Annotated in this window: 23 protein-coding genes and 1 pseudogene; 7 read left to right on the forward strand and 17 right to left on the reverse strand. The window is 63.7% G+C overall.

From position 1 onward, the window contains the following. Positions 1-10: 10 nt before the first annotated feature. From ACWAT4_RS26800 to ACWAT4_RS26815, 4 genes are all read right to left on the reverse strand, one after another. Positions 11-352 carry a nuclear transport factor 2 family protein gene (locus tag ACWAT4_RS26800; RefSeq protein ID WP_249148787.1) on the reverse strand — a complete coding sequence of 114 codons (342 nt, stop codon included), beginning with the start codon at positions 350-352 and terminating at the stop codon, positions 11-13. A gap of 51 nt (positions 353-403) precedes the next feature. Further along, positions 404-628 (reverse strand): hypothetical protein, encoded by a 225-nt coding sequence (locus ACWAT4_RS26805; protein WP_212300530.1) that lies wholly within the window; start codon positions 626-628, stop codon positions 404-406. A 28-nt stretch (positions 629-656) separates the two neighbouring features. Further along, positions 657-995, reverse strand: a complete 339-nt coding sequence (locus tag ACWAT4_RS26810; protein WP_212300529.1) for an H-NS histone family protein — start codon at positions 993-995, stop codon at positions 657-659. Positions 996-1,073: 78 nt separating this feature from the next. After that, a complete protein-coding gene (locus ACWAT4_RS26815; RefSeq protein WP_212300528.1) occupies positions 1,074-1,727 on the reverse strand; it encodes a PEPxxWA-CTERM sorting domain-containing protein in 654 nt (217 codons plus the stop codon). 165 nt (positions 1,728-1,892) lie between these two features. On the opposite strand from ACWAT4_RS26815, the gene ACWAT4_RS26820 reads away from it, so the two are divergent. The 3 genes and pseudogenes from ACWAT4_RS26820 to ACWAT4_RS26830 all read left to right on the forward strand — a co-directional run. Beyond that, positions 1,893-6,323 carry a LuxR C-terminal-related transcriptional regulator gene (locus ACWAT4_RS26820; protein WP_449728497.1) on the forward strand — a complete coding sequence of 1,477 codons (4,431 nt, stop codon included), beginning with the start codon at positions 1,893-1,895 and terminating at the stop codon, positions 6,321-6,323. 398 nt (positions 6,324-6,721) lie between these two features. Further along, on the forward strand, positions 6,722-7,603 hold the full coding sequence (locus tag ACWAT4_RS26825) for an alpha/beta fold hydrolase (protein ID WP_449731267.1): 882 nt from the start codon (positions 6,722-6,724) through the stop codon (positions 7,601-7,603). A gap of 130 nt (positions 7,604-7,733) precedes the next feature. Next, positions 7,734-7,934, forward strand: a pseudogene (locus ACWAT4_RS26830) (transposase); the annotation flags it as partial. A gap of 35 nt (positions 7,935-7,969) precedes the next feature. Here the strand turns inward: ACWAT4_RS26830 and ACWAT4_RS26835 are convergent. Continuing rightward, positions 7,970-8,920, reverse strand: coding sequence for a LysR family transcriptional regulator (locus tag ACWAT4_RS26835; RefSeq protein ID WP_449728498.1), 951 nt, complete (start codon positions 8,918-8,920; stop codon positions 7,970-7,972). Positions 8,921-9,049: 129 nt separating this feature from the next. Here ACWAT4_RS26835 and ACWAT4_RS26840 point away from each other — a divergent pair, with 129 nt between their 5' ends. From ACWAT4_RS26840 to ACWAT4_RS26850, 3 genes are all read left to right on the forward strand, one after another. Next, positions 9,050-9,988 carry a ring-cleaving dioxygenase gene (locus ACWAT4_RS26840; protein WP_449728499.1) on the forward strand — a complete coding sequence of 313 codons (939 nt, stop codon included), beginning with the start codon at positions 9,050-9,052 and terminating at the stop codon, positions 9,986-9,988. Then, entirely contained in the window at positions 9,985-10,611 is a 627-nt protein-coding gene (locus ACWAT4_RS26845) for an alpha/beta hydrolase (protein WP_449728500.1), read from the forward strand. The genes ACWAT4_RS26840 and ACWAT4_RS26845 overlap by 4 nt, the downstream gene beginning before the upstream one ends. A 241-nt stretch (positions 10,612-10,852) precedes the next feature. Then, entirely contained in the window at positions 10,853-11,923 is a 1,071-nt protein-coding gene (locus ACWAT4_RS26850) for an acyltransferase family protein (protein WP_449728501.1), read from the forward strand. A 342-nt stretch (positions 11,924-12,265) separates the two neighbouring features. Here the strand turns inward: ACWAT4_RS26850 and ACWAT4_RS26855 are convergent, their stop codons facing one another. The 6 genes from ACWAT4_RS26855 to ACWAT4_RS26880 all read right to left on the reverse strand — a co-directional run bounded on the left by ACWAT4_RS26855 (position 12,266) and on the right by ACWAT4_RS26880 (position 19,177). Continuing rightward, positions 12,266-13,759, reverse strand: a complete 1,494-nt coding sequence (locus tag ACWAT4_RS26855; protein WP_449728502.1) for an ABC transporter substrate-binding protein — start codon at positions 13,757-13,759, stop codon at positions 12,266-12,268. Between the two features lie 58 nt (positions 13,760-13,817). Beyond that, complete coding sequence (locus ACWAT4_RS26860) at positions 13,818-14,822, reverse strand: ABC transporter ATP-binding protein (RefSeq protein WP_212300520.1); 1,005 nt, start codon at positions 14,820-14,822, stop codon at positions 13,818-13,820. After that, complete coding sequence (locus ACWAT4_RS26865; RefSeq protein ID WP_449728503.1) at positions 14,819-15,826, reverse strand: ABC transporter ATP-binding protein; 1,008 nt, start codon at positions 15,824-15,826, stop codon at positions 14,819-14,821. The genes ACWAT4_RS26860 and ACWAT4_RS26865 overlap by 4 nt, the downstream gene beginning before the upstream one ends. A gap of 2 nt (positions 15,827-15,828) precedes the next feature. After that, positions 15,829-16,722, reverse strand: a complete 894-nt coding sequence (locus tag ACWAT4_RS26870; protein WP_212444067.1) for an ABC transporter permease — start codon at positions 16,720-16,722, stop codon at positions 15,829-15,831. Beyond that, positions 16,719-17,669 carry an ABC transporter permease gene (locus ACWAT4_RS26875; protein WP_212300518.1) on the reverse strand — a complete coding sequence of 317 codons (951 nt, stop codon included), beginning with the start codon at positions 17,667-17,669 and terminating at the stop codon, positions 16,719-16,721. Before ACWAT4_RS26875 ends, ACWAT4_RS26870 begins: the two co-directional genes overlap by 4 nt. 86 nt (positions 17,670-17,755) lie before the next feature. Then, complete coding sequence (locus ACWAT4_RS26880; protein WP_449731268.1) at positions 17,756-19,177, reverse strand: amidase; 1,422 nt, start codon at positions 19,175-19,177, stop codon at positions 17,756-17,758. Between the two features lie 122 nt (positions 19,178-19,299). Between ACWAT4_RS26880 and ACWAT4_RS26885 the strand changes: the two genes are divergently transcribed. Further along, positions 19,300-20,187, forward strand: a complete 888-nt coding sequence (locus ACWAT4_RS26885) for a LysR family transcriptional regulator (RefSeq protein WP_212426897.1) — start codon at positions 19,300-19,302, stop codon at positions 20,185-20,187. A gap of 6 nt (positions 20,188-20,193) precedes the next feature. Here ACWAT4_RS26885 and ACWAT4_RS26890 read toward each other — a convergent pair whose 3' ends face one another. Genes ACWAT4_RS26890 through ACWAT4_RS26915 form a run of 6 tightly spaced genes read right to left on the reverse strand, consistent with a single transcriptional unit; the run spans position 20,194 to position 26,356 of the window. After that, positions 20,194-21,129, reverse strand: coding sequence for a carbohydrate kinase family protein (locus ACWAT4_RS26890; RefSeq protein WP_449728504.1), 936 nt, complete (start codon positions 21,127-21,129; stop codon positions 20,194-20,196). A 5-nt stretch (positions 21,130-21,134) separates the two neighbouring features. Next, positions 21,135-22,781, reverse strand: coding sequence for an FGGY-family carbohydrate kinase (locus tag ACWAT4_RS26895; protein ID WP_449728505.1), 1,647 nt, complete (start codon positions 22,779-22,781; stop codon positions 21,135-21,137). A 38-nt stretch (positions 22,782-22,819) separates the two neighbouring features. Continuing rightward, positions 22,820-23,593 (reverse strand): SDR family NAD(P)-dependent oxidoreductase, encoded by a 774-nt coding sequence (locus tag ACWAT4_RS26900; RefSeq protein ID WP_212300515.1) that lies wholly within the window; start codon positions 23,591-23,593, stop codon positions 22,820-22,822. Between the two features lie 31 nt (positions 23,594-23,624). Continuing rightward, a complete protein-coding gene (locus tag ACWAT4_RS26905) occupies positions 23,625-24,632 on the reverse strand; it encodes an ABC transporter ATP-binding protein (protein ID WP_212300514.1) in 1,008 nt (335 codons plus the stop codon). Between the two features lie 16 nt (positions 24,633-24,648). After that, the gene (locus ACWAT4_RS26910; protein WP_212426879.1) at positions 24,649-25,479 is read right to left on the reverse strand and encodes a carbohydrate ABC transporter permease; all 831 of its coding nucleotides are present in this window, start codon (positions 25,477-25,479) and stop codon (positions 24,649-24,651) included. A gap of 4 nt (positions 25,480-25,483) precedes the next feature. Further along, positions 25,484-26,356, reverse strand: coding sequence for a carbohydrate ABC transporter permease (locus tag ACWAT4_RS26915; protein ID WP_212300512.1), 873 nt, complete (start codon positions 26,354-26,356; stop codon positions 25,484-25,486). Positions 26,357-26,368 lie beyond the last annotated feature (12 nt).

Below are 26,368 nucleotides of genomic sequence, written 5' to 3' on the forward strand. Positions count from 1 at the left end.
GTCCCGAGCGCTAGTGCGAAGGGCCGCAATTGAAGGTCTTGATCTTGCCGGCATGGTCGAACACGAGGACCGCACTTATGACACCGGTGCTCGTGACGTACGAGATCGCTGCTCCGTCGTGCGAGGGTCGAAGATCGTCGAGACCCGAGGCGGGATCTTCCCGGAGACGGTCAACCCAATGTGCGCGGAGGGCTTCCTTGCCGGTCAAGGTCTTCGCGCCGCCGCAGTCACAATGAACCACGGCATTTTCCGCGCACATCTCCAGAATTGCTTCAACATCGCCAGCGCGATAGGCATCGAGCCAATCGACCGCGGCGGCCAACGGGTCGAAGGACATGATCTTCACCGACATGTCGTCATCGCCAGACAGGACGAGCGCCACGACTTTGCCATTTCAGAAGTATCAGTATTCGTTCTGCAGCGTGCTGCAGTGCCTCATGGCAAGCACGGCTCGCAAAGCAAAGCTTTGGTCGACCTTCCCGGCAACTTCATCAGCCTCAGCAGCTCCATCAGATGGTGCGATGGCGTTGCGGTCTTTTCGAGCGGCCAATGCGTCCAACTGCACGGACAACACCGCCAGCGCCAGCCTGATTTGGTCCAGTTCCTGCGATCGATTATCTTGATCCATTCCCCTGCGTCCATTCGACGTCGACCGTTTAGACGTGAGGCGCAGTCACTTCCACTTCGCGGATCTGAAAATCGCGAATGCTCATGCCTGCATCCAAGAGCTCGGTGACCCAGCGTGGTCGTTTGCCTCGGCCACTCCAGGTTTGGTCGGGTCGAGCCGGATTGCGGAACTTTGGTGTCACTGCAGGATAGGGACGCCGGGAATATTCGCTTCCCTGGACCCGCACGGCATTTGCCTGCAACTGAGCCAGCCGCCTGTCGAGCTCGGTTCTCTGACTTTCCAGTTTCGATGCTAGTATGGCCACGATGCTCTGATGCAGATCCCAAAGCTCATCGACAGCCATTTCCATCAGGCTTCGTTCATCCACGGTGCGCCCTCGCTGTTCTTGGCATGGAAAGCCGCCTGAGGGCGGCCTTCCCGATGACCAAAACTTGCCGGACTGCGTTCAGACGATGCGAAGTGTTGCTCCGTCCGAGCGCCGGCGATACGCCAGGAAGCCCACGCCGGCGAAGCCCAGGATCATCATCGCCCAAGTCGTCGGCTCGGGAACTGCGGTAACGGCACTCACGCCCGACAGCTCGAACTGCTTGATCTGCGAGAAGCCGGTAGTTGAGTGAAGAGTGACGAAGGTCAGGTTGGTGCCGTTGATCGAGAATGCCGTAAATTCGTTCAGGCCATTCTTGAGGTTGCTAAGGCTGGCAGTGCCGCCGTTCGAAGCAGTGATCGTGAACGGGTCAGGGCTCAGAATGTCGAAAACAACATCGGTAAACGTGAAGCCCTTCGCGATCGTAATCGTGAGATCGTGGTACAGCGATTGGGAGAAATCAATGGAGGCGAAGCCGTTCTTGGCGTCGACGACGGACGGACTGGTGAAGGACACCAACGGTGTTCCGGTCTGACTACCGACATGGCCTGTGATGTCCGTGGAGAGGGCGGCGTCGAAATAGATCTTTTGCTCGGTCAACGCACTGCTCGGGCCGATTTGAACGTCGAGATTGCCTGTGACATTGACGATGGGCGCTGCGTTGGCGCATCCAGCAAAAAAGACGGCCCCTGCGAAGATCGTACCTGCAACTAAGGCCCGATTGAAAATCATCATAATACTCCTGCGATGACTAATGGAGGACTAGGCGGCTCCCCGGTTAATGGTTAAAAAGGATTGGCCAAAAGGCCTCTATTTTAATCCATTATAAAGATATTAATTGAACGCCCCGGCCCCAGCCATATGCCGGAGGACATAGAACCCCGAGACGAGGTTTAGCTCATGCTCAAGCGGTTCAAAGATGAAGGATCATTCCGGCACTGTATCCGGATAGTGATCGCTGATCGGCAGCCGATCGTCCTGCAGGGGCTCATATCTTTATTTGCGACGCAGCATGACTTCGAGATCGTCGCGTCCTGCAGCGATGGGACAAGTTTCCTCGAGGCAGTTCGGAATTTCGCGCCGGACGTCGCGCTTCTTTCCGACTCCCTGCCCCGCCTGACCGTCGCCGAAATCCTCGCAGTTGCGAAAACCGAAAGCCTGGCCACGCGGCTGGTGTTCTTCACCGATTACGAAAACGACGACGAGCTCGCATCGGCTGTTGCAGCCGGCGCCTGCAGTGCAATTTCCAAGTCCGAGAATCCCGGTGCCGTGCTGGGATCTCTGAGGATGATAGCGGCGCGTGTTGCGGCGCCGGAACCGCACCCGGATCGATCGCCAACCGGAAAGGAATCCGACAGCGCCAAGCTGGAAAAGATGCTGGGATTGCTAACTCAGCGGGAGCGCGAAATTGTACGACTTGTATCCGATGGCCTGTCGAACAAGGAGATTGCGCGGCAACTGCACCTTTCCCACGGCACGGTAAAGGTCCACCTCCACAACATATTCCAGAAGCTTGCGGTCAATAACAGGACCGTGCTCGCGACGATTGCGTTGTTGCAACGATCGGCCGGCTTCGGCGCGCTCTTCCTCGCCGCACTTGCCTTCGCAATCTTGGACGACGCCGAGGCAGCGAGCAGGAAGGACTCCTCGGGGGATGACGACAGCACCGCATGGAATGCCGACGCTGGGCTCGAGCACGCTGAGTCCAAACTGAAGCAAGCAATCGTCCAGCACACCGCCGATGCCGGCGAGAAGATCCTGGCTTCCCCGAGAGGCCCTGCCGATGAGACGGGCCAAGGGGCATCCTCGGCAGCAACAGCGGAAACGTTTGGGGCGGCTCAGCAGAGCGTCCCGTCCATTCTCCAAAGAAGCGACGGTCCGATTGGATCCAGCACTCCCCCACCTTCTATTTCTCCATCCTTGCGAGCGATCGATAATGGCCCGATCGCAGGCCCCGCAGCGCAGCAGCAATCCGCTCTGCTGCCGCCCGGCTCCAATCCCACAAAAGGCCAGGCCGGCTTTGGTATTTTCACGATGCTGGCCGGCGCGTGGATCTATGGACTGGAGAGCGCCCACGCTGCGGCACACGCATCTGGTTCGAGCGAAGTGCTGGCCGACACTGCGATGGTCGCGGCCAGAGATGGCGCCGCGAAAGCGACGTCGTGGGCGAACACGATCAACCTGGCAGCCTTTGGCCCTCTGGCGGTCCTGCACTTGACGTCAGCAAACCAGTCAGTGCCGCCCCATACCCTGGCGTGGATTTACGATCCCGCGCGTAACGAAACCATCGTGTATGTGAATTCAACCGATCGCAGCCTGAACATCGGGGATGCCGGCCTGCAGGAAGTTCATATTCAGGGTTTTGTTTCCGCCGCAGACTTGGATTCCATCTTCGGTTCGCAAGCCACGGCTGTTGCTGCGGCCTTGCATGGTATCGATGCCACGTCGATCGCAAGCGACGCAGACTTTCTGACGACGAACACCGCCCATGCCTCTATTCAAGCCGGGGCAAGCGAGAGCGCAGACGGGGCGGCTGGTGTCTGGAGCATGCCTGCCGACGACGACTTGAGATTTCACTTCGGGCGCGACCGCAGCGATTCCGACGTTTCGGCGAAGCGCATAAGTTCAAGTGACGATTCTGCTGCGGCCCAGCAAGACATCGACGACCCAGCTGGCGCCCCAGTTCCCGTTTCATCGACCGGACTTGCTGGTACCAAGATAACAAGCCTTTTCGAAGACAGTCTCACATCGAAGAAGGAAGCTCTCAATACCAACAACAGCGGTTCGTCGACGGATCATGGCAAAGCGCAGGCATCCGCTGAACCTGCAGTTTTGGCGTTTGCCCCGGCAGCGGCAGTTGCCGCGCCGGCCCAATCTAGCGCCGCACCTGGCAAGAGCGCAGAGAATGGTCATTCGCAACACGCTGACGAGACGGCCGCGGACACCGCCGCAGCCAGCGGAGCGGCCGAACCAGACCCCACACCCGGCAAGAGCGAAGAGCATCGCAATTCAGAGCACGCTTCCGAGACCGCCTCGGACGCAGCCGCAGCCAGCGGATCGACTGAAGCAGGCACAGCACCCGGCAAGAGCGCAGAGAATGGTCATTCGCAGCACGCTGCCGCGGCGGCCTTAGTCACAGACCCAACCGGCGGAACGGCCGAACCGGACACCACACCCGGCAAGAGCGCGGAGAACGGTCATTCGCAGCACGCCGCCGCGGCGGCCTCGGACCCAGCCGCAACCAACGAACCGGCCGAACCAGACCCCACACCCGGCAAGAGCGCAGAGAACGGTCATTCGCAGCACGCTGCCTCGGCGATCTCGGACACAGCCGCAGCCAGCGGAACGGCCGAACCGGACACCACACCCGGCAAGAGCGCGGAGAATGGTCATTCGCAGCACGCTGCCGCGGCGGCCTCAGATATAGCCGCAGTCAGCGGAACGGCCGAACCAGACACCACACCCGGCAAGAGCGCAGAGAACGGTCATTCGCAGCACGCTACCGAAGCGGCCGCGGACACCGCCGCAGCCAGCGGAACGGCCGAACCGGACACCACACCCGGCAAGAGCGCAGCGAACGGTCATTCGCAGCACGCTGCCGCGGCGGCCGCGGACGCAGCCGCAGCCAGTGGGCCGACCGAAGCTGACACCACGCCCGGCAAGAGCGCAGACAACGGTCATTCGCAGCACGCTGCCGCGACGGCCGCGGACACAACCGCAGCCAGCGGAACGGCCGAACCGGACGCCGCGCCCGGCAAGAGCGCAGACAACGGTCATTCACAGCACGCTGCCGCGGCGGCCTCGGACGCAGCCGCAGCCAGCGGAACGGCCGAACCGGACACCACACCCGGCAAGAGCGCAGACAACGGTCATTCGCAGCACGCTGCCTCGGCGATCTCGGACACAGCCGCAGCCAGCGGAACGGCCGAACCGGACACCACACCCGGCAAGAGCGCAGCGAACGGTCATTCGCAGCACGCTGCCGCGGCGGCCTCGGACGCAGCCGCAGCCAGCGGAACGGCCGAACCGGACGCCACACCCGGCAAGAGTGCAGAGAACGGTCATTCACAGCACGCTGCCGCGGCGGCCGCGGACACAGCCGCAGCCAGCGGAACGGCCGAACCGGACACCACACCCGGCAAGAGTGCAGAGAACGGTCATTCACAGCACGCTGCCGCGGCGATCTCGGACACAGCCGCAGCCAGCGGAACGGCCGAACCGGACGCCACACCCGGCAAGAGCGCAGACAACGGTCATTCGCAGCACGCTGCCGCGGCGATCTCGGACACAGCCGCAGCCAGTGGGCCGACCGAAGCTGACGCCGCGCCCGGCAACAGCGCAGACAACGGTCATTCGCAGCACGCTGCCGCGACGGCCGCGGACGCAGCCGCAGCCGGCGGAACGGCCGAACCGGACACCACGCCCGGCAAAAGCGCAGAGCACAGCAATTCACCGCACGCTCCCGACGCGGCCTCGGACACGGTTGTAGCCAACGGGCCGACCGAACCAGACACCGCGCCTGGCAACAGCGCAGAGCATGGCAATTCGCAGCACGCTCCCGACGTGGCCTCGGACACAGTTGTAGCCAGCGGGTCGACTGAACCAGAGGCCGCATCTGGCAAGAGCGCAGAGCATGGCAATTCGCCGCTCGCCGCCGACACGGCCTCGGACACGGTTGTAGCCAACGGGTCGACCGAACCAGACACCGCGCCTGGCAACAGCGCAGAGCATGGCAATTCGCCGCTCGCCGCCGACACGGCCTCGGACACAGTTGTAGCCAGCGGGTCGACTGAACCAGAGGCCGCATCTGGCAATAGCGCCGCGAATGGGAATTCACCGCACGCCGCCGACACGGCCTCGGACACAGTTACAGCCAACGGGCCGACCGAACCAGACGCCGCACCTGGCAAGAGCGCAGAGCACGGCAATTCGCCGCACGCTCCCGACGCGGGTTCGGAAACAGCCGCAGCCAACGGGCCGACCGAACCAAGCGTCACGGTGCAGCCCTTAGACCCCGGTTCTGCAAGCTCCACGGTAGCGGCCAATCCGATCGAAACGAATGCCCCGGCCCCTCCCGCTGCAGCGACGTCCGAGACCGGAGCTGTCCAAGAACTGGTATTCAACTTCGATAGTCCGGCTTCCCCTTCTCCTCTCACTGCGGTCGTTGAGCTGACGGCGACCAACGTTCCGCCCGCGCTGCTCAACCTTGACGTCGAATCGGGGGCAATTCTCAACGCGGGCCTACCTGCCTTGCAGGATCACGCAACGGGCCACGACAATAATACTTCGCATCATGCTACGGCGCATTCATCCCACGACCTCCTGATTTGAAAGACGGCCAGAGACGGCACCAATCGCGACTGCAGCCGAATACACGCAACGACGCGACCCCAATTATAAAGGCCTGATGCAGCGCCTCGGCCGCTTTTGCGCTTCTTGGTGGCTGTTCGATGGCCCGCCAGGCATCAGCAGACTCATCACGTGGCGCCTCGACAAACCGTAGTGCGTTTCACCCGCATGTCCGAGCGCAGCCGCGAGATCGAGCTGGAGCGGCCTCGATGTCATCAGCCGAGCACCAAGAGGCAGCCCGCGATCTGGCCGCGCTTCGCGAGGTGTCGATGAGCGCGCTGGACAATATGCTCGCGTCAGCCCAGGAACGTACGGTTACGCACTGAAATCTGGAATCATAGGGGGCGCCCGTGCGCGCACGACATCTCGCCATTCTCCTCATGCTCCTCGCCCCCGCCGCCCACGCCGAGGTCGAACACTTCCCTTCCACCTTCCAGACCAGGACGATCCCGGCCAACGGCACGCAAATTCATGTGCGCGTCGGCGGCAAGGGGCCCGCCGTGATCCTGATCCACGGCTTTGGCGATACCGGCGATATGTGGGCCAGGCTCGGGGCTGACCTTTCGCGCGATCACACCGTGGTCGTGCCTGACCTGCGCGGCATGGGTCTCTCAGGCAAGCCCGAGAACGGCTACGACAAATGGAGCCAGGCCGCCGATATGCGCGCCGTTCTGCAGTCGCTCGGCATCGAGAAGGCCGTCGTCGTCGGACACGACATCGGCACCATGGTGGCCTACGCTTACGCGGCCCGGTATCGCGACCTGACCGAAAAGCTGGTGGTCATGGATGCCCCGGTGCCCGGGGTCCCGCCGTGGGATGAGGTCGTCCGCAGCCCGCAGCTCTGGCATTTCGATTTCGGCGGCCCTGACATGGAACGGCTGGTCAAAGGTCGCGAGCGCATCTACCTCGATCGCTTCTGGAATGAATTTGCCGGCACGCCCTCAAAAGTCACCGAAGCAACGCGCCGTCATTACGCAGAGCTCTATGCGCGGCCGGGCGCGATGCATGCGGCCTTCGCCCAGTTCAGGGCAATCCGCACCGACGCTGAGGACAACAAGAAAGCGATCGCGACCAAACTAGCCATGCCTGTGCTGGCCATCGGCGGTGAGAAGTCGTTCGGCAAGATGGAAGCGGTCGTGATGCGAAACGCGGCGAGCGATGTCACCGAGGTCGTGATTCCGGGTGCCGGGCACTGGCTGATGGAAGAGGATCCGGCAGCGACCATCAAGGCGGTGCGCGAGTTTCTCGACGGGAAGAAATAAGACGACAAGCCGGGCTGGCGCAACGCGCCTCACGGCTTCCCTGTCAGGGGCGCCCCTCCGAACCCGAGTCTGTAGGATGGGTTGAGCCCTTGCGAAACCCATCGCACTTGTTTCGTGATAACGTCGCGCCATGACTGCGTACCGCCGCAACTTCGTTCCGGGTGGATCCTTCTTCTTCACCGTCAATCTGGCGGAGCGGAAGCTATCGTTGCTGACAGAGCATGTGGAGATGTTGCGTGCGGCGTTTCGTGAGACACGCCAACGCCATCCATTCACGATCGACGCAATCGTGGTGTTGCCCGATCACCTTCACACCGTATGGACGTTGCCTGCCGCAACTCACTTCTTGGTGGCCGTTCGGAGCAGTCAGACAGAGCTTCCGTGTGACGAGTCCACGCCCTGGTCTCGGCGTGTCCCCACGCGCGTCTCCTCCTCACGCCCAAACCGCTCGACCAGAAAATCAATGAACAGCCGCACCTTCACCGACAGGTGCCGCGTCGGCGGATAGACCGCATAGAGCGCGAGCGGCGGCGCCGAATAGTCGTCCAGCACCGTCCGCAACTCGCCTTTCCGGAGAGCCTCCGCGGCGATGAACTCGGGCAGCAGCGCGAGCCCCCTGCCCTTGATCGCGACATCGCGCAGCACCTCGGCATTGTTGACGCAGAGCGACCAGGCCGGCTGGATCCAGTGATCGCCGTCGCGGCCGGTGAGCTTCCACTGATTGCCGGTGAGCAAAAAGCCGTAAGTGAGCGAGGCATGCTCGCGCAGGTCCTGCGGATGCTTTGGCGTGCCGTGGCGCGCGAGGTAATCGGGCGCAACGCAGATCATGCGCGGGACCGGCACGATCTTCCGCGCGATCAGGCTGGAGGATTCCAGCTCGGCAATCCGCAGCGTCACGTCAAATCCGTCCTGGACGGGATCGAGCAGATCGTCGCTGAGCACCATCTGGAGCTGAAGCTCCGGGTACGCTTCCATGAAGTCTGCGAGCACGGGCCCGAGCCGCATCGTGCCGAACGACATCGGCGCATTGACGCGCAACAGTCCGCGCGGCGCCGACTGGGCCTGCGTCACCGCCTGATCGGCGGCCTCGATCTCCGAGAGGATCACGACTGCCCGCTCGAAATAGCGTTGGCCGTTCTCGGTCGGGCTGGCATGGCGGGTGGTCCGGTTCAAAAGCTGGACGCCGAGGCTCTCTTCGAGGTCGGCGACGTATTTGCTGATCGCCGAGCGCGACAGCCGCAGCTGCCGCCCCGCTTCGGCAAAGCTGCCGCTTTCGACCACTTTCACGAAGGCCCGGAGGCTGGCGACCTTATCCAAGAGCCCGCCTCGTCGATTGTTTCCAAATCGTAGACATAGCCGTCATATTTGCATGGATTGTCTCCAATCCAAAGCGGAACAATATTTCCGGCCAGAGCAAGACCGCTCCCCGAATTCTGGAGGACGACAATGTCTGGACTGCACCATGTCACCGCGATTGCCGGCGACCCCATCCGCAATTTCGGCCTTTACACCAGGGATCTCGGCCTGCGCTTCGTCAAGAAGACGGTCAATTTCGACGATCCCGGCACCTATCACTTCTATTATGGCGACGAGACCGGCCGCCCCGGCACCATCCTCACCTTCTTCCCCTGGGCCGGCGTGTCCCCCGGGCGCCGCGGCGTCGGCGAAACCCATCAGACTGCCTTCCGCGTGCCACAGCGCTCGCTCGGCTACTGGACCCAGCGCTTCACCGAGAAGGGCATTCCTTACGAAGCGCTGGAAAAGCGCTTCGGCGAGTCCGTGCTGCCGTTCACCGACCCGGACGGTATGGCGCTTGCGCTCGTCGGCATTCCCGGCGCCGAGAACGAGCCCGGCTGGAGCAATGGCGACGTGCCGGCCGAGCATGCGATCCGCGGCTTCCACGGCGTGACCTTGCTGCTCGACAGCGCGGCAAAGACGGCTGCCGTTCTCACCGACGTGTTCGGCTTCAAGGAGACCGGGCGCGAGGGCTCGGTGATCCGCTTCAAGGCGCCGGGGGATGTCCAAGGCAGCGTCGTCGACATCTACGAGGCCAAGGGCTTTCTGCGCGGCCATCAGGGTGGCGGCTCCGTCCATCACATCGCCTTCCGCGCGGCTGACGATGCCGAGCAGGGCCAGATGGCGCAAAAGCTCGTGAGCAATCACGGCCTGCATCCGACCGAGCAGAGGGATCGCAACTACTTCCGCTCGATCTACTTCCGCGAGCCCGGCGGCGTGCTGTTCGAGATCGCGACCGACATCCCCGGCTTCGCCGTGGACGAGCCCGTTGCGACACTCGGACGCGACCTGAAGCTGCCTGTTTTCCTCGAACAGCATCGCAAGCAGATCGAAAGCGTGCTGCCGAGCCTGGAAGAGACCGCATCATGATCGAGAATTCGTTCATTCATCGTTTCGAGCCCGCGACCAGCGCGGGCTCCCCTCCGCTCCTGCTTTTGCACGGCACCGGCGGCGACGAGAACGACCTGCTCGGGCTCGGCAAGATGGTCTCGCCCGGCTCCGCCCTGCTCTCGCCGCGCGGCCGCGTGCTCGAACATGGCATGCCGCGCTTTTTCCGCCGTCTTGCAGAAGGCGTGTTCGACGAGCAGGACGTGCGACGGCGCGCGCTCGAGCTCGGCGATTTTGTCGCGGATTCACGGCAGCGCTACGGCATCGCCGCGCCAATCGCGGTCGGCTTCTCCAACGGCGCCAACATCGCGGCCGCGCTGTTGCTGCTGAAGCCGGACGTGCTCGCAGGCGCGATCCTGCTGCGTGCCATGGTGCCGCTGTCGGATCCGCCCAAAGCTGAGCTCGACGGCAAGCCGGTGCTGCTGCTGTCCGGGCAAGCTGACCCGATCGTGCCGGCGAGCAATTCGGCAAAGCTTGCGGAGCTGTTGTCGGAAGCAGGCGCGCGTGTCGAGCACAAGGTGCTGCCGGCAGGACACCAATTGTCGCAGGCCGACGTGACGTTGGCTCGTGACTGGATCAGCAATGTCGAGGCGAAAGCGGCATGAGCCAACAGGCGGCGCATCGTTTCCGAACGGTGCGCCAGCGGGCTAAAGTTCCACAATAACCTGTATCAATCGGCGTGTTCCAATCCAGGAACACACGCCCTTGTTGTGATTCCATTAAGAGTTGTTGTGGCACGAACATTCCCGCAATGCAGGGAGTGGCCGCAAATGGCTAGTCGCAACTCGTCCATCACGCTTGACGCTGTGCTGCGTCTGATCGTGTGAACTGATGGGACTCTTGCGATTGCTCCTGGCGCTGGCTGTCGTCGGCGACCATGTGCTGCCGCCATTCCCCTGGCTTCGTCTCACGACGGGGATCATGGCAGTTGAAGTCTTCTTCGTTGTTTCCGGCTTCTACATGCAGATGGTCCTGTCGCAGCGATACGCGTCGCCAGGAGCGTTCTACCTCAGCCGGGCCTTTCGAATTTTCCCGACCTATTGGCTCGTGGCTGGTCTTGCTTTCGCGCTGTGGCCCGCGAACGGCTTCCACGACATCGCCAATCTGGGATGGCAGCCGGCCATTCTGCTGTTCGCATCCAACACCCTGATCTTTTTTCAGGACACGTTGCTGTTCCTCGGAGTGGATCGCGGCGAGCTATTCTTGACCGCAAATTTTCATTCCACTGCCCCTCAGCTTTCGTCATATCTGCTCGTGCGCCCGTCGTGGACGCTGGCACTGGAGCTGTATTTTTACCTGCTGGCGCCTTTTCTGGCGCGGCTTCGCAGCTTCCAATTGGGTGCGCTCGCCCTCATCCTGACCGGAGCAAGGCTCGCAGCCTATGGCGCCGGACTGGATCACGATCCCTGGTTCTATCGCTTCTTCCCGTTCGAGCTTCCTTTCTTTGTGTTGGGAATGCTGAGCTTCCGCTTATTCAACCAAATCGAAATGCAACCACTCTCGAAATCAAGGCCCGTGGCGCTGATCGCCATCGCAGGCTTGATCGTGCTCGGACAGTGCTTTGTCTTGAACGTTCCCGAACAATACAGCTTCGTTGCGGCGACCATGGCGGCGGCGGTCGTTCCGATTGCCTTCGCGGCCTTCAAGGACGCCACCATCGATCGGTTTGTCGGAGAGCTCTCCTATCCCGTCTACCTCGTGCATGTCCCGATCATTCAGTTTCTCAGCGACAATTATGCCGCCGTGGTCGCGATGAGCCTGTTGCTGTCTTGTCTCATCGTCGTTGGTCTAGAAAGGCCGCTGGAGCGACTTCGCCATCGGCTCGCCGGCGGCAACGGGACCAAGACCCAGTCCATGCCGCCCATCACGACCAAAGCGGCGTTCGGATTGGCCAGCGCCGCGGACCGGCAGTCCTGATTCATCTCGGCCTGTGAGCGTGAATTTCGTTTGACGAAGCGTATGGCCAACCATCGACGTCTCGGGATGGCTTCGTCATGGCGTGCACTGCCTGACGGCACGTCCTGAACCACGAGACCGCAACGATCGCATCATGCCGGTGTTTTGCCCGACGGGTCAACGCCGCCGCGAACTTGCGCAAGCCATTGGAGCGGATCGCGCAAGCCATTGAAAAACCTGGCCCCGGCTACTGTGCATGGGGTTGTTTTCTGGTTTTTGTTTTGGCCTGCCCAAGAAAACGGGCCTCTCTCCGACGGAGAGAGGCCCATCTTGAAGCGCCAGGTCGACTTGATCGAGCGATCCCTATTCCCAGGACCAGGCCGAGAAGTCGTTCTCGAACTGCGGGACTTCCTTCCAGACGCCCTTCAGCTTCTTGTTGATCACGGTCGGCCATTGCGGCTGGAACAGGTAGGCGGAGACGGCGTCGGTGGCCAGCATGCGCTGGGCATCGCCAAGCAGCTTTGCGCGGCCGGCCTCATCAGGCGTCGACACGATCTGCTTGTAGAGCGCGTTGAACGCCTCATTGTTGTAGCCGAGGTAGTAGTCCGGCTCAGTCACCTTGACGAGGTCGAACGGCTCGACATGGCTGACGATGGTGAGGTCGTAATTGTGCGGCCCGTTGGGAGCGAACACCTGCGACAGCCACTGCGCCCATTCGACGTTCTCGATCTTGGCGTTGATGCCGACCTTGGCGAGCTGGGCCGCGACGATCTCGCCGCCCTGCCGCGCGTAGGGGGGCGGCGGCAGCTTCAGGCTGAGTTCGAGCGGCGTGGTAACGCCGGCCTCGGCGAGCAGCTTCTTGGCCTTCTCGGGATCGTAAGGGTTGATGCCGGTGGTGTCGACATAGCCGAGCGAACCCGGCGTGTAGAAGCTGCCGATCGGCGTGCCAAAACCTTCGACCGCGCCGTCGATCAATGCCTTGCGGTCGATGGCGGCGAGGATCGCGCGGCGCACCCGCACGTCGTCGAGCGGCTTCTTCTTCTCGTTGATGGCGACGATGGTCTTGGCCTTGGAGCCGCCGACCAGCACCGTGAAGCGCGGATCGTTCTTGAACTGCGCAACGCCGCGGGTGGTGACGCGCGGGAACGCATCGACGTCACCGGACAGCAGGGCGGCGATCTGCGCGGCGGGATCGCCGATGAAGCGGATCGTCACCCTGGACAGCTTGATCGCGGAAGCGTTGCGATAGTCGGCCCATTTGTTGAGCGTGAGCGAGGAGCCCTTGACCCAGGCCCCTAACTGATACGGCCCGGTGCCGACCGGCTGCGTCACATTGGTCGCTGCGCTCTTCGGCTCCACGATCGAGCCGCTCGCCTGCCCCAGCAGGAACGGCAGGTTCGGCTCGGGATATTTCAGGCTGATCACGATCGTGCCGGCGTCGGGCGCATCGACCTTCTCGAAGGCCTGGAACAGGCTCTTGTCCTTGTTGGTGCTGTTCGCGGCCGCGTTGCGCTCGAACGAGAACTTCACCGCGGCGGAATCGAAGGCTTCGCCGTTCTGGAATTTGACGCCCTTGCGCAGCTTGAACGTATAGGTCTTCAAGTCGGGCGAGGCGGTCCAGCTCTCGGCGAGCAGCGGCGAGACCGAACCGTCCTCGTTGATCTTGGTCAGGGTCTCGTAGATGTTGTAGAGCGTGACCTCGGCGATCGCGGCAGCCGCGGCGTTGGTGGGATCGAGCCCCGGCGGCTCCAGCGTCATGCCCATGACGACGCTGTCCTTTTTGCTTTGCGCCAGCACTGGCAGCGGCGCCGCGGCCAATGCTGCGGCGAAAGCGACGATCGTTAGCTTCTTCAACATGCCCAACTCCCCGGCCTTCTTCTGTCTTCTTGAGACTACGCCAATTCTGCAGCCGACACTAACCTTCCATGGCCACCTGCGGCAATGCCATCACGGCCTCCGCCTTGTGGCAGGCGGCAAGGTGCCCCTCGCCTACCCTGCGTAGCAAGGGCGGAACCTCGCGGCAATGCTGGTCGGCAAGCGGGCAACGCGCCACATAGGGGCATCCGGTCGCGGCCGCCGATTGCGAGGCGATCGCCTGAGCCCCGCGCCGCCGCCGGCCGCCACCGGCGCGGGCCCGCGGCACCGCGTCGAGCAGGGCGCGCGTATAAGGATGGGCGCAGCGCTCGAACAGATCTTGGGGACGCCCCTGCTCGACGACACGACCGAGATACATCACCGCGACCTCGTCGCAGAGATAATCGACCACGGCGAGGTCGTGACTGATCAGGATGTAGCTGAGACCGAACTGCTCCTGCAGGTCCTGCATCAGGTTCAGCACCTGGGCCTGCACAGAGACATCGAGTGCGGAGACCGGTTCGTCCGCGACGATCAGTTTCGGCTGTGTGATCAACGCCCGCGCGATCGCGATGCGCTGGCGCTGGCCGCCCGAGAACTCATGCGGATATTTGTCCATGTCCGCTTCGCGCAATCCGACCTGCTTCAGTACCGCGGCGACGCGGGCGCGGAACGTATTGCGGTCGGCATCGTCAAGCACAGTGAGCGGCTCGGCGACGATCCGCTCGATGGTCTGGCGCGGGTCGAGCGATCCGTAAGGGTCCTGAAAGACCATCTGGAAATCCCGCCGCGCGCGGCGCAATTCATCGGGGGAGATGCGGTTGAGGTCGCGGCCGAGCAGCGTGACCTGCCCCGCGGTCGGCCGCTCCAGCGCCATCACCACTCGCGCAAAGGTCGACTTGCCTGAGCCGGATTCGCCGACGATGCCGAGGCTCTTGCCGGCAGCAACTTGCACACTGACGCCGTTGAGCGCGCGTACCTGACCGGGCGGACGAAACAGGCTCTCGCGCGGCAGCGTGTAGCGCTGCTCGAGATCTTTGACGTCGAGAAGGGGTGCCATGCTCATGCGGACAGCGCCCCGACATTCGCGGCGATCGAGACATCGGTGCGCACGCAGCGCACGACATGACCGGGGCCGACTTCGACCATCGGCGGCAGCGCCGCGCGGCATTTTTCCAGGACCAGCGGACAGCGATCGCCGAAGGCGCAGCCCGCCGGCAGATCGGCGAGCTCCGGCACCGTGCCCGAGATCGTCTTCAGCCGCGTCCCCTTGCGCGCGCCGAGCCGCGGACGGGCGCGGAACAGGCCTTGCGTGTAGGGATGGCCCATGCGGCGGAATACCTCGTCGGTCGGCCCGCTTTCGACGACGGTGCCGCCATACATCACCATCATGCGCTGCACGTTTTCGGCGATGACGCCGAGATCATGCGAGATCAAAATCATCGACATGCCGCGCTCCTCGACGAGATCAGCGATGAGATCGAGGATCTGGCCCTGAATGGTGACGTCGAGTGCGGTGGTCGGCTCGTCCGCGATCAAGAGATCCGGCTCACAGGCAAGCGCCATCGCGATCGTGACGCGCTGGCGCTGGCCGCCGGAGAACTGGTGCGGATAGGCGTCGATGCGCTTGGCCGGATCAGGCAACCCGACGCGGTCGAGCAAGGCGATCGCTTCTCTGCGCGCCTGCGCGGCGGAGTATTTCTTGTGGCGCCGCAGCGGCTCGGCGACCTGATGGCCGATCGTGTGCATCGGGTTGAGCGCCGTCATCGGCTCCTGGAAGATCATGCTGATGCGATTGCCGCGCAGCTTGCAATAGTCCGCATCCGACAGCCGCGCGAGCTCGTTGCCATCGAGCTTGATGCTGCCGGTGACGACCGCGCTGTCCGGCAGCAATCCCATCAGCGACAGCGCCGTGATCGACTTGCCGCAGCCGGACTCGCCGACGAGCCCGAGCGTCTCGCCGCGCTTCAGCGCAAAGCTGACGCCGCGCACGGCGTGCGCCGGGCCGCGGCTGGTGTTGAGGCGGATGCCGAGATTGTCGACAGCGATCAGGGGGACGGCATCAACCATCGTCATCGCTCCCGCGCCAGTCGGGGATCGAGCAAATCGCGCAGTCCGTCGCCGAGCAAATTGAGGCCGAGTACGGCGATCGCGATCGCCGCACCCGGATAGACCGCGAGCATCGGCGACTGGAACAGCATGGTCTGCGCGTCATTCAGCATGCGGCCCCAGGACGGCTGCGGCGGTTGCGTGCCGAGGCCAAGATAAGAAAGCGCAGCTTCGGCGAGGATCGCGAGCGCGAACTGGATGGTCGCCTGCACGATCAGGATCGACAGGATGTTCGGCAGGACGTGCTCGATGGTGATGCGGAAGGCGCCCTTGCCCGAGGCCCGCGCAGCCAGCACGAATTCGCGCGCCCAGATCGCATTGGCCGAGCCGCGCGTCAGGCGCGTCAAGGTCGGGATCTGGAAAATGCCGATCGCGATGATCGAAGTCACCATGCCCGGCCCTGCGACCGCGGCCAGCATGATCGCCGAGAGCACCGCCGGAAAGGCGAAGGTGAAATCGGAGAAGCGCATGATGATCTCTTCGGTCCAGCCGCGCTTGGCCGACGCGATCAGGCCGAGGCAGACGCCGAAGGTAAGCCCGATGCTGACCGCGATGATGCCGACCAGGATGGTCGATCGCGCGCCCGCCAGCAGCAGCGAGACGATGTCGCGGCCGAAAGAGTCAGTGCCGAGCCAGTGCGCCGCCGAGGGGGGCCTGAGTTTCGATGCGATGTCAATCTCGGTAGGCGGCCACGGCGTCCACACCAGCGACAGCAGCGCCGAGGCGACCACCAGCAGGCTGAGCGCGCCGCCCAACACGAAGCTGCGATGGCGCAGCGCGCGGCCCCAGAAGGTCCGAGCCGGCAAGAGACGCGTTGCGGCCGGCGCGTCAACCGGAGTGGAAAGCTGCGCGCTCACAGGTCGTGCACCTTGATGCGGGGATCGATGAAAGCATAGAGCACGTCGACCACGAAATTGACGATGACGACCATGGCCGCGAGCAGCATCACGCAATTGCGCACCACGATCAGGTCGCGGTTGGCAATCGACTGGAAGATCAGCCGCCCGAGCCCCGGCAGATAAAACACGTTCTCGATCACGATGGTGCCGGCGAGCAGATTGGCGAATTGCAGGCCCATGACCGTCATCACGGGGATCATGGCGTTGCGCAGCACATGGCTCCACAGCACCTCTCGCTTGCCGAGCCCCTTTGCGCGCGCGGTACGGACGAAGTCTTCGCGCAGCACCTCGAGGACCGCCGAGCGAGTGACGCGGGCCAGAATCGCGGCCTGCACCACGGCGAGCGAAATCGATGGCAGCAGCAGCGATTTGACGCCGGGCCAGATGCCGTCGTCCCAGCCGGCAAAGCCGCCGGCGGAGAGCCACTGCAACCGCACGGCGAACAGCAGGACCAGCAGGATCGCGAACCAGAAGTTCGGCAGTGCGATGCCAATCTGGGTTAGCGACATCACGCCGACGTCGCCGAGCTTATTGTGATTGGCCGCGGTGTAGATGCCGGCCGAGAGCGCCAGCACCACCGTGAGCAGCATCGACATGATCGCGAGCGGAATGGTCAACACCAGCCGCTCCGCGATCAAACTCGCGACCGGCGTGCCATAGACATAGGAATTGCCGAGATCGCCGATCACGAAGCCCTTGATCCATTGCAGGTAGCGGACCGCGAGCGGCTGATCGAGCCCGAGCTTGACGGTGAGCGCGCGAACCGCGTCGGCCGACGCATCGGCACCCATCAGCATCTGCGCAGCATTGCCCGGCAGCGCATCCAGCACGAGGAAAATGATCACCGACGCGCCGACCAGCGTCGCCAGCAATGTCAGGACACGTCGGAGGACAAATACGCTCATGCGCGGTCGGGCCCAGGGCTCATCAGCGGCACGATCAACATGTCCGGACGCCGGACGCAAGTCCTTTGCAGACCATCGTCATCCCCTCAAGCCGGCCGGCGGGCGAGAAGGTCGTGCGAGGCCTCGAACAGCGCGCTGGCACGCAGCAATTCCGCATCACGGCGAAAGCGCCCGACGAGTTGGAGCCCGATCGGCAGACCGTCGCGGCCGAAGCCGCAGGGCAGACTGATCGCGGGGTGGCCGGTCATGTTGAACGGCATGGTCCAGGGGAACCAATGCGGCCGGACGCTGTCGAACTGCCGGCCATCGATCTCGATTTTGCCGAACAGGTCCTGGTCGACCGGCAGCGCGGTGCGGGTGATGGTCGGCATCGCCAACAGATGCCCGCGCACAAGCAGGGATTGCACGCGACGGAACAACGCCGTGCGCGCGAACATCGCCTCCTGATAGTCAACGCCGCTGACATTGGTCGCCAGCGCGATCTGCTTGACGAAGGCTTCGCTGAGGGCGCTGCCATGTTCGGCCACCAACTTCGAAAAGCGCGAGCGCCAGACGGTATGGTTGATGGCGCGCCAGATCGGCTCGACATCGTAGCCCTCGCCGGAGAACTCTTCGAGCTCGGCGCCGAGATTGGCGAGCCGATCGAGACTCGCCTTGAAGGCCGCGGCAACGTCTGACGACACCGGGCGTCCCGGCGGCGAAGCACAGAACAGGATTTTCTGCCCGCGCAGGTCGCCGCGCGCAGCTGCAGTGCCGATAAAATCGGGCACGGGCACGCCGATCGACCAGGGATCGCAGGCATCCTCGCCGGCCATTGCCTGCATCATCAAGGCGGTATCGGCGACGGTGCGCGTCATCGGGGTGACATAGGTCTGGTTGCCGAACGCGTCCAGCGCCTGGCTGTGCGCGATCACGCCGCTGCTCTGCTTCAGCCCGACCACGCCGTTGCAGGCAGCGGGAATGCGCGTGGAGCCGCCACCATCAGTCGCGATCGCCAGCGGCGCGATGCCGCTCGCCACGGCCACCGCCGCTCCGCCGCTGGAGCCGCCGGACGAACGCTCTGCGCTCCAGGCATTACGAGTCCGGCCGAACAAGGGCGAGTCGGTCAGGCACTTGCTGCCAAATTCCGGCGTCGTGGTCTTGCCGATCAGGATTGCGCCCTCGCTGCGCAGTTTGGCGACCGCGACGGCGTCCTCGGTGGGGACGTTGTCCTTGTAGGGAACGGCCCCGAATGTGGTCTTCACACCCTTGGTGTTGACGATGTCCTTGACGGTAACGGGAAGCCCATGCAGCAGGCCGAGCGGCTCGCCCGTCATCACCTTGCGCTCGGCCGAGCGCGCCGCTTCCATCGCCTCGTCGCCACAGAGAGTGATGAAGCAATTCAGCTCGGGCTGGAGCGCCTCGGCGCGCGCGAGCACGGCGCGGGTGATTTCGACGGGGGAAATCTGCTTATTCGCAATCAGAGGACGCAATTCGGTCGCGGACAGCAGGCAGGGATCGCCATTCATCGTCAGATCGTGCTCCGAAGCGGCCCTCATTGGCCTCATGCATTGACAGCGAGAATGACAGTTTTGTTAACTCGCCGTCCAATACGATTTTGGTCGTAAACCCATACGGTTTCGGTATGCCTATAGATCTTCGCCGTCTCCGCTATTTCGCCGCAGTGGCCGAGGCTCGCAGCGTCGGCAAGGCTGCCGAGCGGCTGCGGATGGCGCAACCGCCGCTCTCGGTCCAGATCCGCAAGCTCGAGGCCGAAGTCGGCGCGCCGCTGTTCCACCGCGGCACACGCGGCATGGAGCTTACGGACGCGGGCCAGGCGCTGTTGGCGCGTGCCGGCGAGGCGCTGGCGCTGGCGGCCGACGGCATCGAGGCCGCGCGTGCGGTCGCAGCCGGGCGGCGCGGTCGGATCTCGGTCGGCTACATGTTCGTGTTGGCGAACGCCGTGCTGCCGCGATTGATCCCCGAACTGCGGCGATCCATTCCCGGCGTCGATATCGATTTCGTCGATCTCAGCGCATCGACGCGCGAGGCGCGGCTGCTCGACCGCAGCGTCACGGTCGCGCTATGCATGCCGGCGATCCACCACCCTGAAATCCAGGTGGCCCTGATCGGCGCGCAACGCTTCATGCTGGCGATGCCGAACCGTTCGCCGCTCGCGCGTCTCGGCGCCGTGCCGATGACACGGTTGCAGGGACGTCCGCTAATTGCGCTGCCGCCACCGGAGCGGGACCCAGCCTCTTCCGCCGTCGCGGCCCTGCTGCGACGGCATCAGATCGTGATGCCGATCGCAAGCCGCGTGGAGACGGCGCATTCGGCGATGAGCTTGGTTCTCGCCGGCGAAGGGCTTGCGATCCTGCCAGCCTGCGCCAAGCTCGGGGCCCCGCGCGGCATCGTGTTCCGGCCGCTGCGGGAGGCCGCCGATCGCATCGACATCGCAGTGTGCTGGCGGCGGGACTCCCAAAGCCCGCTGATCCCCAAATTTCTGAAATGCGCCGAGAAAGTCGTCGCGCGGCTGTGAGGCCGCCTACCAGCTCCAGCTGATCTCGCGGCTCCAGGGCGGATCAGCACCCGGTCGCGTGCAGGTCAGACCAGCGCAATTGGCGGCAAAGGACAGCGCGCGGCGGAGTTCATCAGTACCGATGTCCTTGAGTTGCTGCCGGGCGAGACGCCCCTGCTTGTGCAGAGCAAACAGCAACGCCGCCTGAAAGCTGTCACCGGCGCCGATGGTGTCGGCGACCTCTATTTTCGGCGCCTCAACCTCGATCTGCCCTGCCTTTGGATGCCAAGCGATGGCGCCGTCGTTGCCGCGGGTGATGACGACAAGACTTGTGCCCTGCCCCAGCAGCGCCCTTGCGCGCTGCTGATACGGCTCCTCGCCGAAGAGATAAGCGAAGTCGACATCCGACATCTTGATGAGATCGGCGCCGGCGGCGAATTCGGCCATGCGCGCGAGATAAGCCGGCTTGTCCTTGACGAGATTGGGGCGGCAGTTCGGGTCGAAGGATATCGTAGACGAGGCCTTCGCGTCCGCGATCAGCGCCGTTGTTTCGGCGGCGCCCTGGTCATTGACCAGCGTGGTCGAGCCGACATGGACAGCTTCGACTGCACCGAACGGGATGGTGCCGCGCCGAAAAGTCCAATTCCGCGTCGCGGTCTCGGCGTCATAGAAGGCGTAATGTGACTCGCCGGCGACAATGCGGACGAAGGCGAGCGTGGTCTGATAGTCGCTGCGGGTGGCGAGGCCCAGCTGGACGTTCGAGGCAGCGGCATGGTCGGCGATCATGCGCCCGAACAGGTCGGTCGAGATCCCGCCGACAAACCCGGTCGGGGCGCCGAGCCGCGCGATGCCGATGGCGACGTTGAGACAAGAGCCGCCGACCGCCGGCATCACGGCTTCGCGTCCATCAACGTTCTTCGTCGGCACGAAATCGATCAGCGCATCGCCGCAGGAAATCAGCATATCTCTTAGCCCTTGACGATGTCGCGCATCGCCGCGCGACTGCCGCGATCGACCTCGCGCAACAACTTATAGACCTCGCGCTTCCTGGTGTGAAATTCCGCCATGTCGGGCGCGGTCGGCTCGCTCTTGCGTCCGAGCGCCGACATCTTGGCCATGGTCTCGCCGATCGAGGCATAGGCGCCGCCCGCGACTGCGCCAAGCATCGCGCCCCCCAGCAGTACCGGCTCCTTGGTCTGCGGCAGCGCGACGGTGAGGCCTGTGGTGTCAGCCATGATCTGCCGCACCAAGGGACTACGGCTCGCGCCGCCGCCCATGATCATGATGCCAGCATGCACATCATGTGCGGCAAAGGCTTCGATCACCTCGGCGAGGCCATAGGCGAGCCCGCACAGACCCGCGACGAACAGCCGCTCCATCGAGCTGACGTCCGTATCGAGATCGAGGCCCGCGATCACCGCACGGGTATCGGGGTCGGCATAGGGCGAGCGGTTGCCGATGAACTCAGGGAGCACGTGGACATCGCGCGCCAGCAGCGCAGCGCGGCTGGCATCGCCGGCGCGTGCGATGATGCGGCGCTCGAGAAACTCGATGAGGTCGACGCCCTCGCTGCGCGCCGCGGCACTCGCTTCCGCATGGCCGGGATGCGACTTGAGGAGATGGTCGATCGCCGCGCCCGCGGCTGACTGGCCGCCCTCGTTGAGCCAGAAGTCCGGCACCATGCCGGAATAATAGGGACCCCAGACGCCAGGCACGAAGCAGGGCTCCTTCGTCGTCGCCATGATGCAGGCCGACGTACCCATGATATAAGCGAGCCGATCGCTGACATCGGCGGCTCCGCCCGATCCGTCTCGCCCCCCGATCGCGCCGATGCCGCCGGCATGAGCGTCGATCAAGGACGCACCCACCGGCGTTCCCGGAGAGAGACCGAGATCGGCGGCGGCCGTGCGGATGAGACCCGAGCCGAGCCGCGTGCCGGGCGCGACGATCTTGGTGCCGATGCGGGCGTAGTTCTCGTTGACGAAGTCGGACAGGCCGATGCGCTTGAAGAACGGGGCACTCCAGCCGCCGCCATCATGCGCGAGATAGTTCCATTTGCAGGTGACGGTGCAGGTCGAGCGCTGGAGCGAGCCGGTGGCGCGCCAGGTCAGATAATCCGCCAGATCGAAAAAGTGTCCGGCCGCGTCGAAGCTCGCGCGCAGATGCCGCTTCAGCCACAACAGTTTTGGCATCTCCATCTCGGGCGAGATCGAACCGCCGACATAGCGCAGCACAATGTCGGAAGTTTCGTTGATGAGACGGGCCTCCGCGACGGCGCGATGATCCATCCAGACGATGACGTTGCGCTGCTTGTCGCCGGAGGCGCTGACCGTGACCGGCTCACCCTTGATATCGAGCACCACCAGGGAACAGGTCGCATCGAAGCCGATGCCGCCGACGCTGTCCGGCGCAATCGCCGCCTCGGCCATCGCTGCCCGCACCGATTTGACACAGGCCTCCCAGATGTCCTGCGACGACTGCTCGACGATGTCGCCGGCCTCCTGCCAGATCCGGATCGGATGCTTGGCGGTCGCAAGCAGCGTGCCCGCCCCGTCAAACACCCCTGCCCGCGTGCTCGTGGTCCCCACGTCGACGCCGATATACGCTCGCGGCATTGTCGCTCCCGGTCGCTTCCGTCAATTTCGACGCAAGCCTACCAGCAAGTGTAGCCGCCATCCACCAGCACGATGCTGCCGGTCATCAGGCTGGCGGCCTCGGAAGCCAGAAACAGCACCACCGAGGCGATTTCCTCGACCTGCCCCATCCGCGCCATCGGAGTTCCACCGATCCAGGCGTCGTACATCTTGGCGTTGCTCTTCACGAATGCGTTGAGCGGCGTCTCGATATAAGTCGGGGCTACCGCATTGACGCGGATGCCGCGCGCGCCCCATTCGGCGGCGAGCGACTTGGTCAGATGGTGCACGCCGGCCTTGGAGGCATTGTAGAAGCACTGTTCCTGCGGCTTGTTGACGATGAAGCCGGACATCGAGCCGACATTGACGATGGCGCCGCTCTTGGCCTTCAGCATGTGCTTGCCGAACTCGCGGCAGCACCAGAAGGTGCCGTTGAGGTTGACGTCGATGACGTTGAGCCAGTGCTCGTCGGTGACGGTCTCGGCCGGCGTCTCGCTGCGCGCAATGCCGGCATTGTTGACGAGGATATCGACCTTGCCGTGGCGGGCGATGAGGTCGTTCGCGACCTCCCCCACGCGCTTGGTGTCAGTGACGTCCATGATCGCGGTCTCGATGTCAAAACCCTTTGCCTTCAGGCTGGCCTTGGCATCGCCGGCGACCTTGCTGTCGCGGTCGCCGATGATGACCTTGGCACCGGCTTCGGCCAGCGCTTCGGCGCAGGCCAGGCCAATGCCCTGGCCACCGCCGGTGATGAACGCGGTCTTGCCGCTCAGCTTGAACTTTTCCAGGTACATGGTCGTCTTTCCGTTGTCTTGCCGTTTCTTGTTAGTTCCGAAGCGCGTTGCCGCTCGCGTCAAAGCGGTGAATGCGGGCGGGGTCCGGCACCAGCGACACACGATCGCCGGCATGCAGGCTCAATTCGCCGATGTAGCGTGCGGTCAGCATCCCGAGCGGCCCGGCATCGACGTAGAGAAAGGTGTCGCTACCGAGATGCTCGGCAACCGCGATCGTGCCTTGCCAGCCGCCGGTGCCGTCACGATCGATCTTGAGATGCTCCGGCCGCACGCCGATCGTGGCCGCACCCTTCTGCGCAGCGCTGTCGCCGGTGACGAGATTCATCTTGGGCGAGCCGATGAAGCCGGCGACGAAGAGATTGGCGGGCCGCTCATACAGCTCCAGCGGCGAACCGTATTGCTCGATCTTGCCGCCGTTGAGCACGACGATCTTGTCGGCCATGGTCATGGCCTCGACCTGGTCATGGGTGACGTAGATCGCGGTGGTGCCGAGCTGCTTCTGCAGCCGTGTCACCTCGATGCGCATCTGCACGCGCAGCGCAGCGTCGAGATTGGACAGCGGCTCGTCGAACAGGAACGCCTTGGGTTCGCGCACGATGGCGCGGCCGATGGCGACGCGCTGGCGCTGGCCGCCGGAGAGCTCGCGTGGCTTGCGCTCGAGATAGGGCGTGAGGTTGAGCGTTGCAGCGGCGGCCTCGACCTTGCGGTTGATCTCGTCCTTGCGCAATCCCGCCATCTTCAGGCCGAAGCCGATATTGCCGCGCACGCTCATATGCGGATAGAGCGCGTAAGACTGGAACACCATCGACAGCCCGCGCTTGGCAGGCGGCGTGTCGACGACGTTCTTGCCATCGATCAGGATGCTGCCGCCGGTGACGTCCTCGAGCCCCGCGATCAATCGTAGCAGCGTGGTCTTGCCGCAGCCGGAGGGACCGACGAAGACGACGAAGGAGCCGTCGGCAATTTCGAGATCGGCGCCCTTGATGATGTGCACGGGGCCGAAGGATTTTTGTACGCCCTGAAGTGTGATCTGACCCATGATCCGGCAGCCCCTTTTACTTCACCGCGCCGAAGGTCAGCCCACGCACGAGCTGCTTCTGGCTGAACCAACCGAGGACGAGAATGGGCGCGATCGCCAGCGTCGAGGCCGCCGATAGCTTGGCCCAGAACAGTCCTTCCGGACTGGAATAGGACGCGATGAAAGTGGTGAGCGGCGCGGCATTCGAGGTCGACAAATTGAGCGTCCAGAACGCCTCGTTCCAGGCCAGGATCAGATTGAGCAGCAAGGTCGACGCAAGGCCCGGGATCGCCATCGGCGTCAGCACATAGACGAGCTCGCGGCCGATGGTGGCGCCGTCCATACGCGCGGCTTCCAGGATGTCGCGCGGGATCTCCTTGAAATAGGTGAAGAGCATCCAGATCACGATCGGCAGATTGCCGAGGCAGAGAATGAAGACAAGCCCGATGCGGGAATCGAGCAGACCGAAGGTCTTGTAGATCAGGTAGATCGGCACCAGCACGCCGACCGGCGGCATCATCTTGGTCGAGAGCATCCAGAGCAGGATGTCCTTGGTGCGCTTGGTCGGCGAGAACGCCATCGACCAGGCCGCAGGGATTGCAATCAGCAGCGCAATCAGCGTTGAGCCGCCGGCGATGATGATCGAGTTCATGGCATGCAGCAGGTAATCGCTGCGCTCCTGCACCGTGGCGTAGTTCTCCGTGGTCCAATGGAAGAACAGGAACGATGGCGGAATGGCGAAGGCCTCGAGCTCGGTCTTGAAGCTTGCCAGCACCATCCAGAGGATCGGAAAGAAGATCAGGAAGCCGAAGAACCAAGCTCCGATCGTCGAGACCACCACACGCTGCGTCGTTGACTTGCGCGCCATGATTTCAGGCTTCCAGGTTGCGGCCGACGATGCGGACGAGGAAGAAGGCGACGATGTTGGCGATCACCACAGCGACGAGACCACCTGCGGAAGCGCTGCCGACGTCGAACTGGATCAGCGCCTGTGAATAGATCAGGAAGGCGATGTTGGTGGTTTGCAGGCCCGGCCCGCCGCCGGTGGTGACGAAGATCTCCGCGAACACCGTCAGCAGGAAGATGGTCTCGATCAGGATCACCACGGTGATCGGGCGCGCCAGGTGCGGCAGCGTGATGTAAATGAAGGTCGAGACGGCGCTCGCGCCATCCATTTCGGCCGCCTCCTTCTGCTCCTCGTCGAGGGACTGCAGGGCGGTGAGGAGAATCAGCGTCGCGAACGGCAGCCATTGCCAGGCCACGATCAGGATCACCGAGAATAGTGGCACGTCGTTGAACCAGTCGACCGGCGTCAACCCGACCACCTTGGCGAGCCAGGCGAACAGTCCGGACACCGGGTGCATCAGCAGGTTCTTCCAGACCAGCGCGCTCACGGTCGGCATCACGAAGAACGGTGCGATCACCATCAGCCGGACGAAGTTGCGGCCGATCACGGGCTGATCGAGCAACAGCGCCAGGGGAATGCCGAGCAGAATCGTGAGCCCCAGCACCGAGCCGACCAGCACCAGCGTGTTCTGGAGTGAAGCGAGGAAGGCGGGATCGGTGAGGAAGTAGCGGAAATTCTCAAGACCAACGAACGATTCCGATCCAGGATCGAGCAGGCTGTAGTGCAGCGTCGAAAAATAGAGCGTCAGCGCGAGCGGGACGATCATCCAGATGAACAGCAGCCCGACGGCCGGGGTCAGAAGCGACCGCGCAAGGAATTGCGTCTGCCGGGTTGCCATCTTTGGCGTCTC

The sequence above is a fragment of the Bradyrhizobium sp. T-1 genome, assembly GCF_053592855.1.

What these genes read in the sequence shown, in the direction of transcription:
- ACWAT4_RS26800 (WP_249148787.1), bottom strand. Translation starts at nt 352, where the DNA reads ATGTCGGTGAAGATCATGTCCTTCGACCCGTTGGCCGCCGCGGTCGAT.
- ACWAT4_RS26805 (WP_212300530.1), bottom strand. Translation starts at nt 628, where the DNA reads ATGGATCAAGATAATCGATCGCAGGAACTGGACCAAATCAGGCTGGCG.
- ACWAT4_RS26815 (WP_212300528.1), bottom strand. Translation starts at nt 1,727, where the DNA reads ATGATGATTTTCAATCGGGCCTTAGTTGCAGGTACGATCTTCGCAGGG.
- ACWAT4_RS26820 (WP_449728497.1), top strand. Translation starts at nt 1,893, where the DNA reads ATGCTCAAGCGGTTCAAAGATGAAGGATCATTCCGGCACTGTATCCGG.
- ACWAT4_RS26825 (WP_449731267.1), top strand. Translation starts at nt 6,722, where the DNA reads ATGCTCCTCGCCCCCGCCGCCCACGCCGAGGTCGAACACTTCCCTTCC.
- ACWAT4_RS26840 (WP_449728499.1), top strand. Translation starts at nt 9,050, where the DNA reads ATGTCTGGACTGCACCATGTCACCGCGATTGCCGGCGACCCCATCCGC.
- ACWAT4_RS26845 (WP_449728500.1), top strand. Translation starts at nt 9,985, where the DNA reads ATGATCGAGAATTCGTTCATTCATCGTTTCGAGCCCGCGACCAGCGCG.
- ACWAT4_RS26855 (WP_449728502.1), bottom strand. Translation starts at nt 13,759, where the DNA reads ATGTTGAAGAAGCTAACGATCGTCGCTTTCGCCGCAGCATTGGCCGCG.
- ACWAT4_RS26860 (WP_212300520.1), bottom strand. Translation starts at nt 14,822, where the DNA reads ATGAGCATGGCACCCCTTCTCGACGTCAAAGATCTCGAGCAGCGCTAC.
- ACWAT4_RS26865 (WP_449728503.1), bottom strand. Translation starts at nt 15,826, where the DNA reads ATGGTTGATGCCGTCCCCCTGATCGCTGTCGACAATCTCGGCATCCGC.
- ACWAT4_RS26875 (WP_212300518.1), bottom strand. Translation starts at nt 17,669, where the DNA reads ATGAGCGTATTTGTCCTCCGACGTGTCCTGACATTGCTGGCGACGCTG.
- ACWAT4_RS26880 (WP_449731268.1), bottom strand. Translation starts at nt 19,177, where the DNA reads ATGAATGGCGATCCCTGCCTGCTGTCCGCGACCGAATTGCGTCCTCTG.
- ACWAT4_RS26890 (WP_449728504.1), bottom strand. Translation starts at nt 21,129, where the DNA reads ATGCTGATTTCCTGCGGCGATGCGCTGATCGATTTCGTGCCGACGAAG.
- ACWAT4_RS26895 (WP_449728505.1), bottom strand. Translation starts at nt 22,781, where the DNA reads ATGCCGCGAGCGTATATCGGCGTCGACGTGGGGACCACGAGCACGCGG.
- ACWAT4_RS26900 (WP_212300515.1), bottom strand. Translation starts at nt 23,593, where the DNA reads ATGTACCTGGAAAAGTTCAAGCTGAGCGGCAAGACCGCGTTCATCACC.
- ACWAT4_RS26905 (WP_212300514.1), bottom strand. Translation starts at nt 24,632, where the DNA reads ATGGGTCAGATCACACTTCAGGGCGTACAAAAATCCTTCGGCCCCGTG.
- ACWAT4_RS26910 (WP_212426879.1), bottom strand. Translation starts at nt 25,479, where the DNA reads ATGGCGCGCAAGTCAACGACGCAGCGTGTGGTGGTCTCGACGATCGGA.
- ACWAT4_RS26915 (WP_212300512.1), bottom strand. Translation starts at nt 26,356, where the DNA reads ATGGCAACCCGGCAGACGCAATTCCTTGCGCGGTCGCTTCTGACCCCG.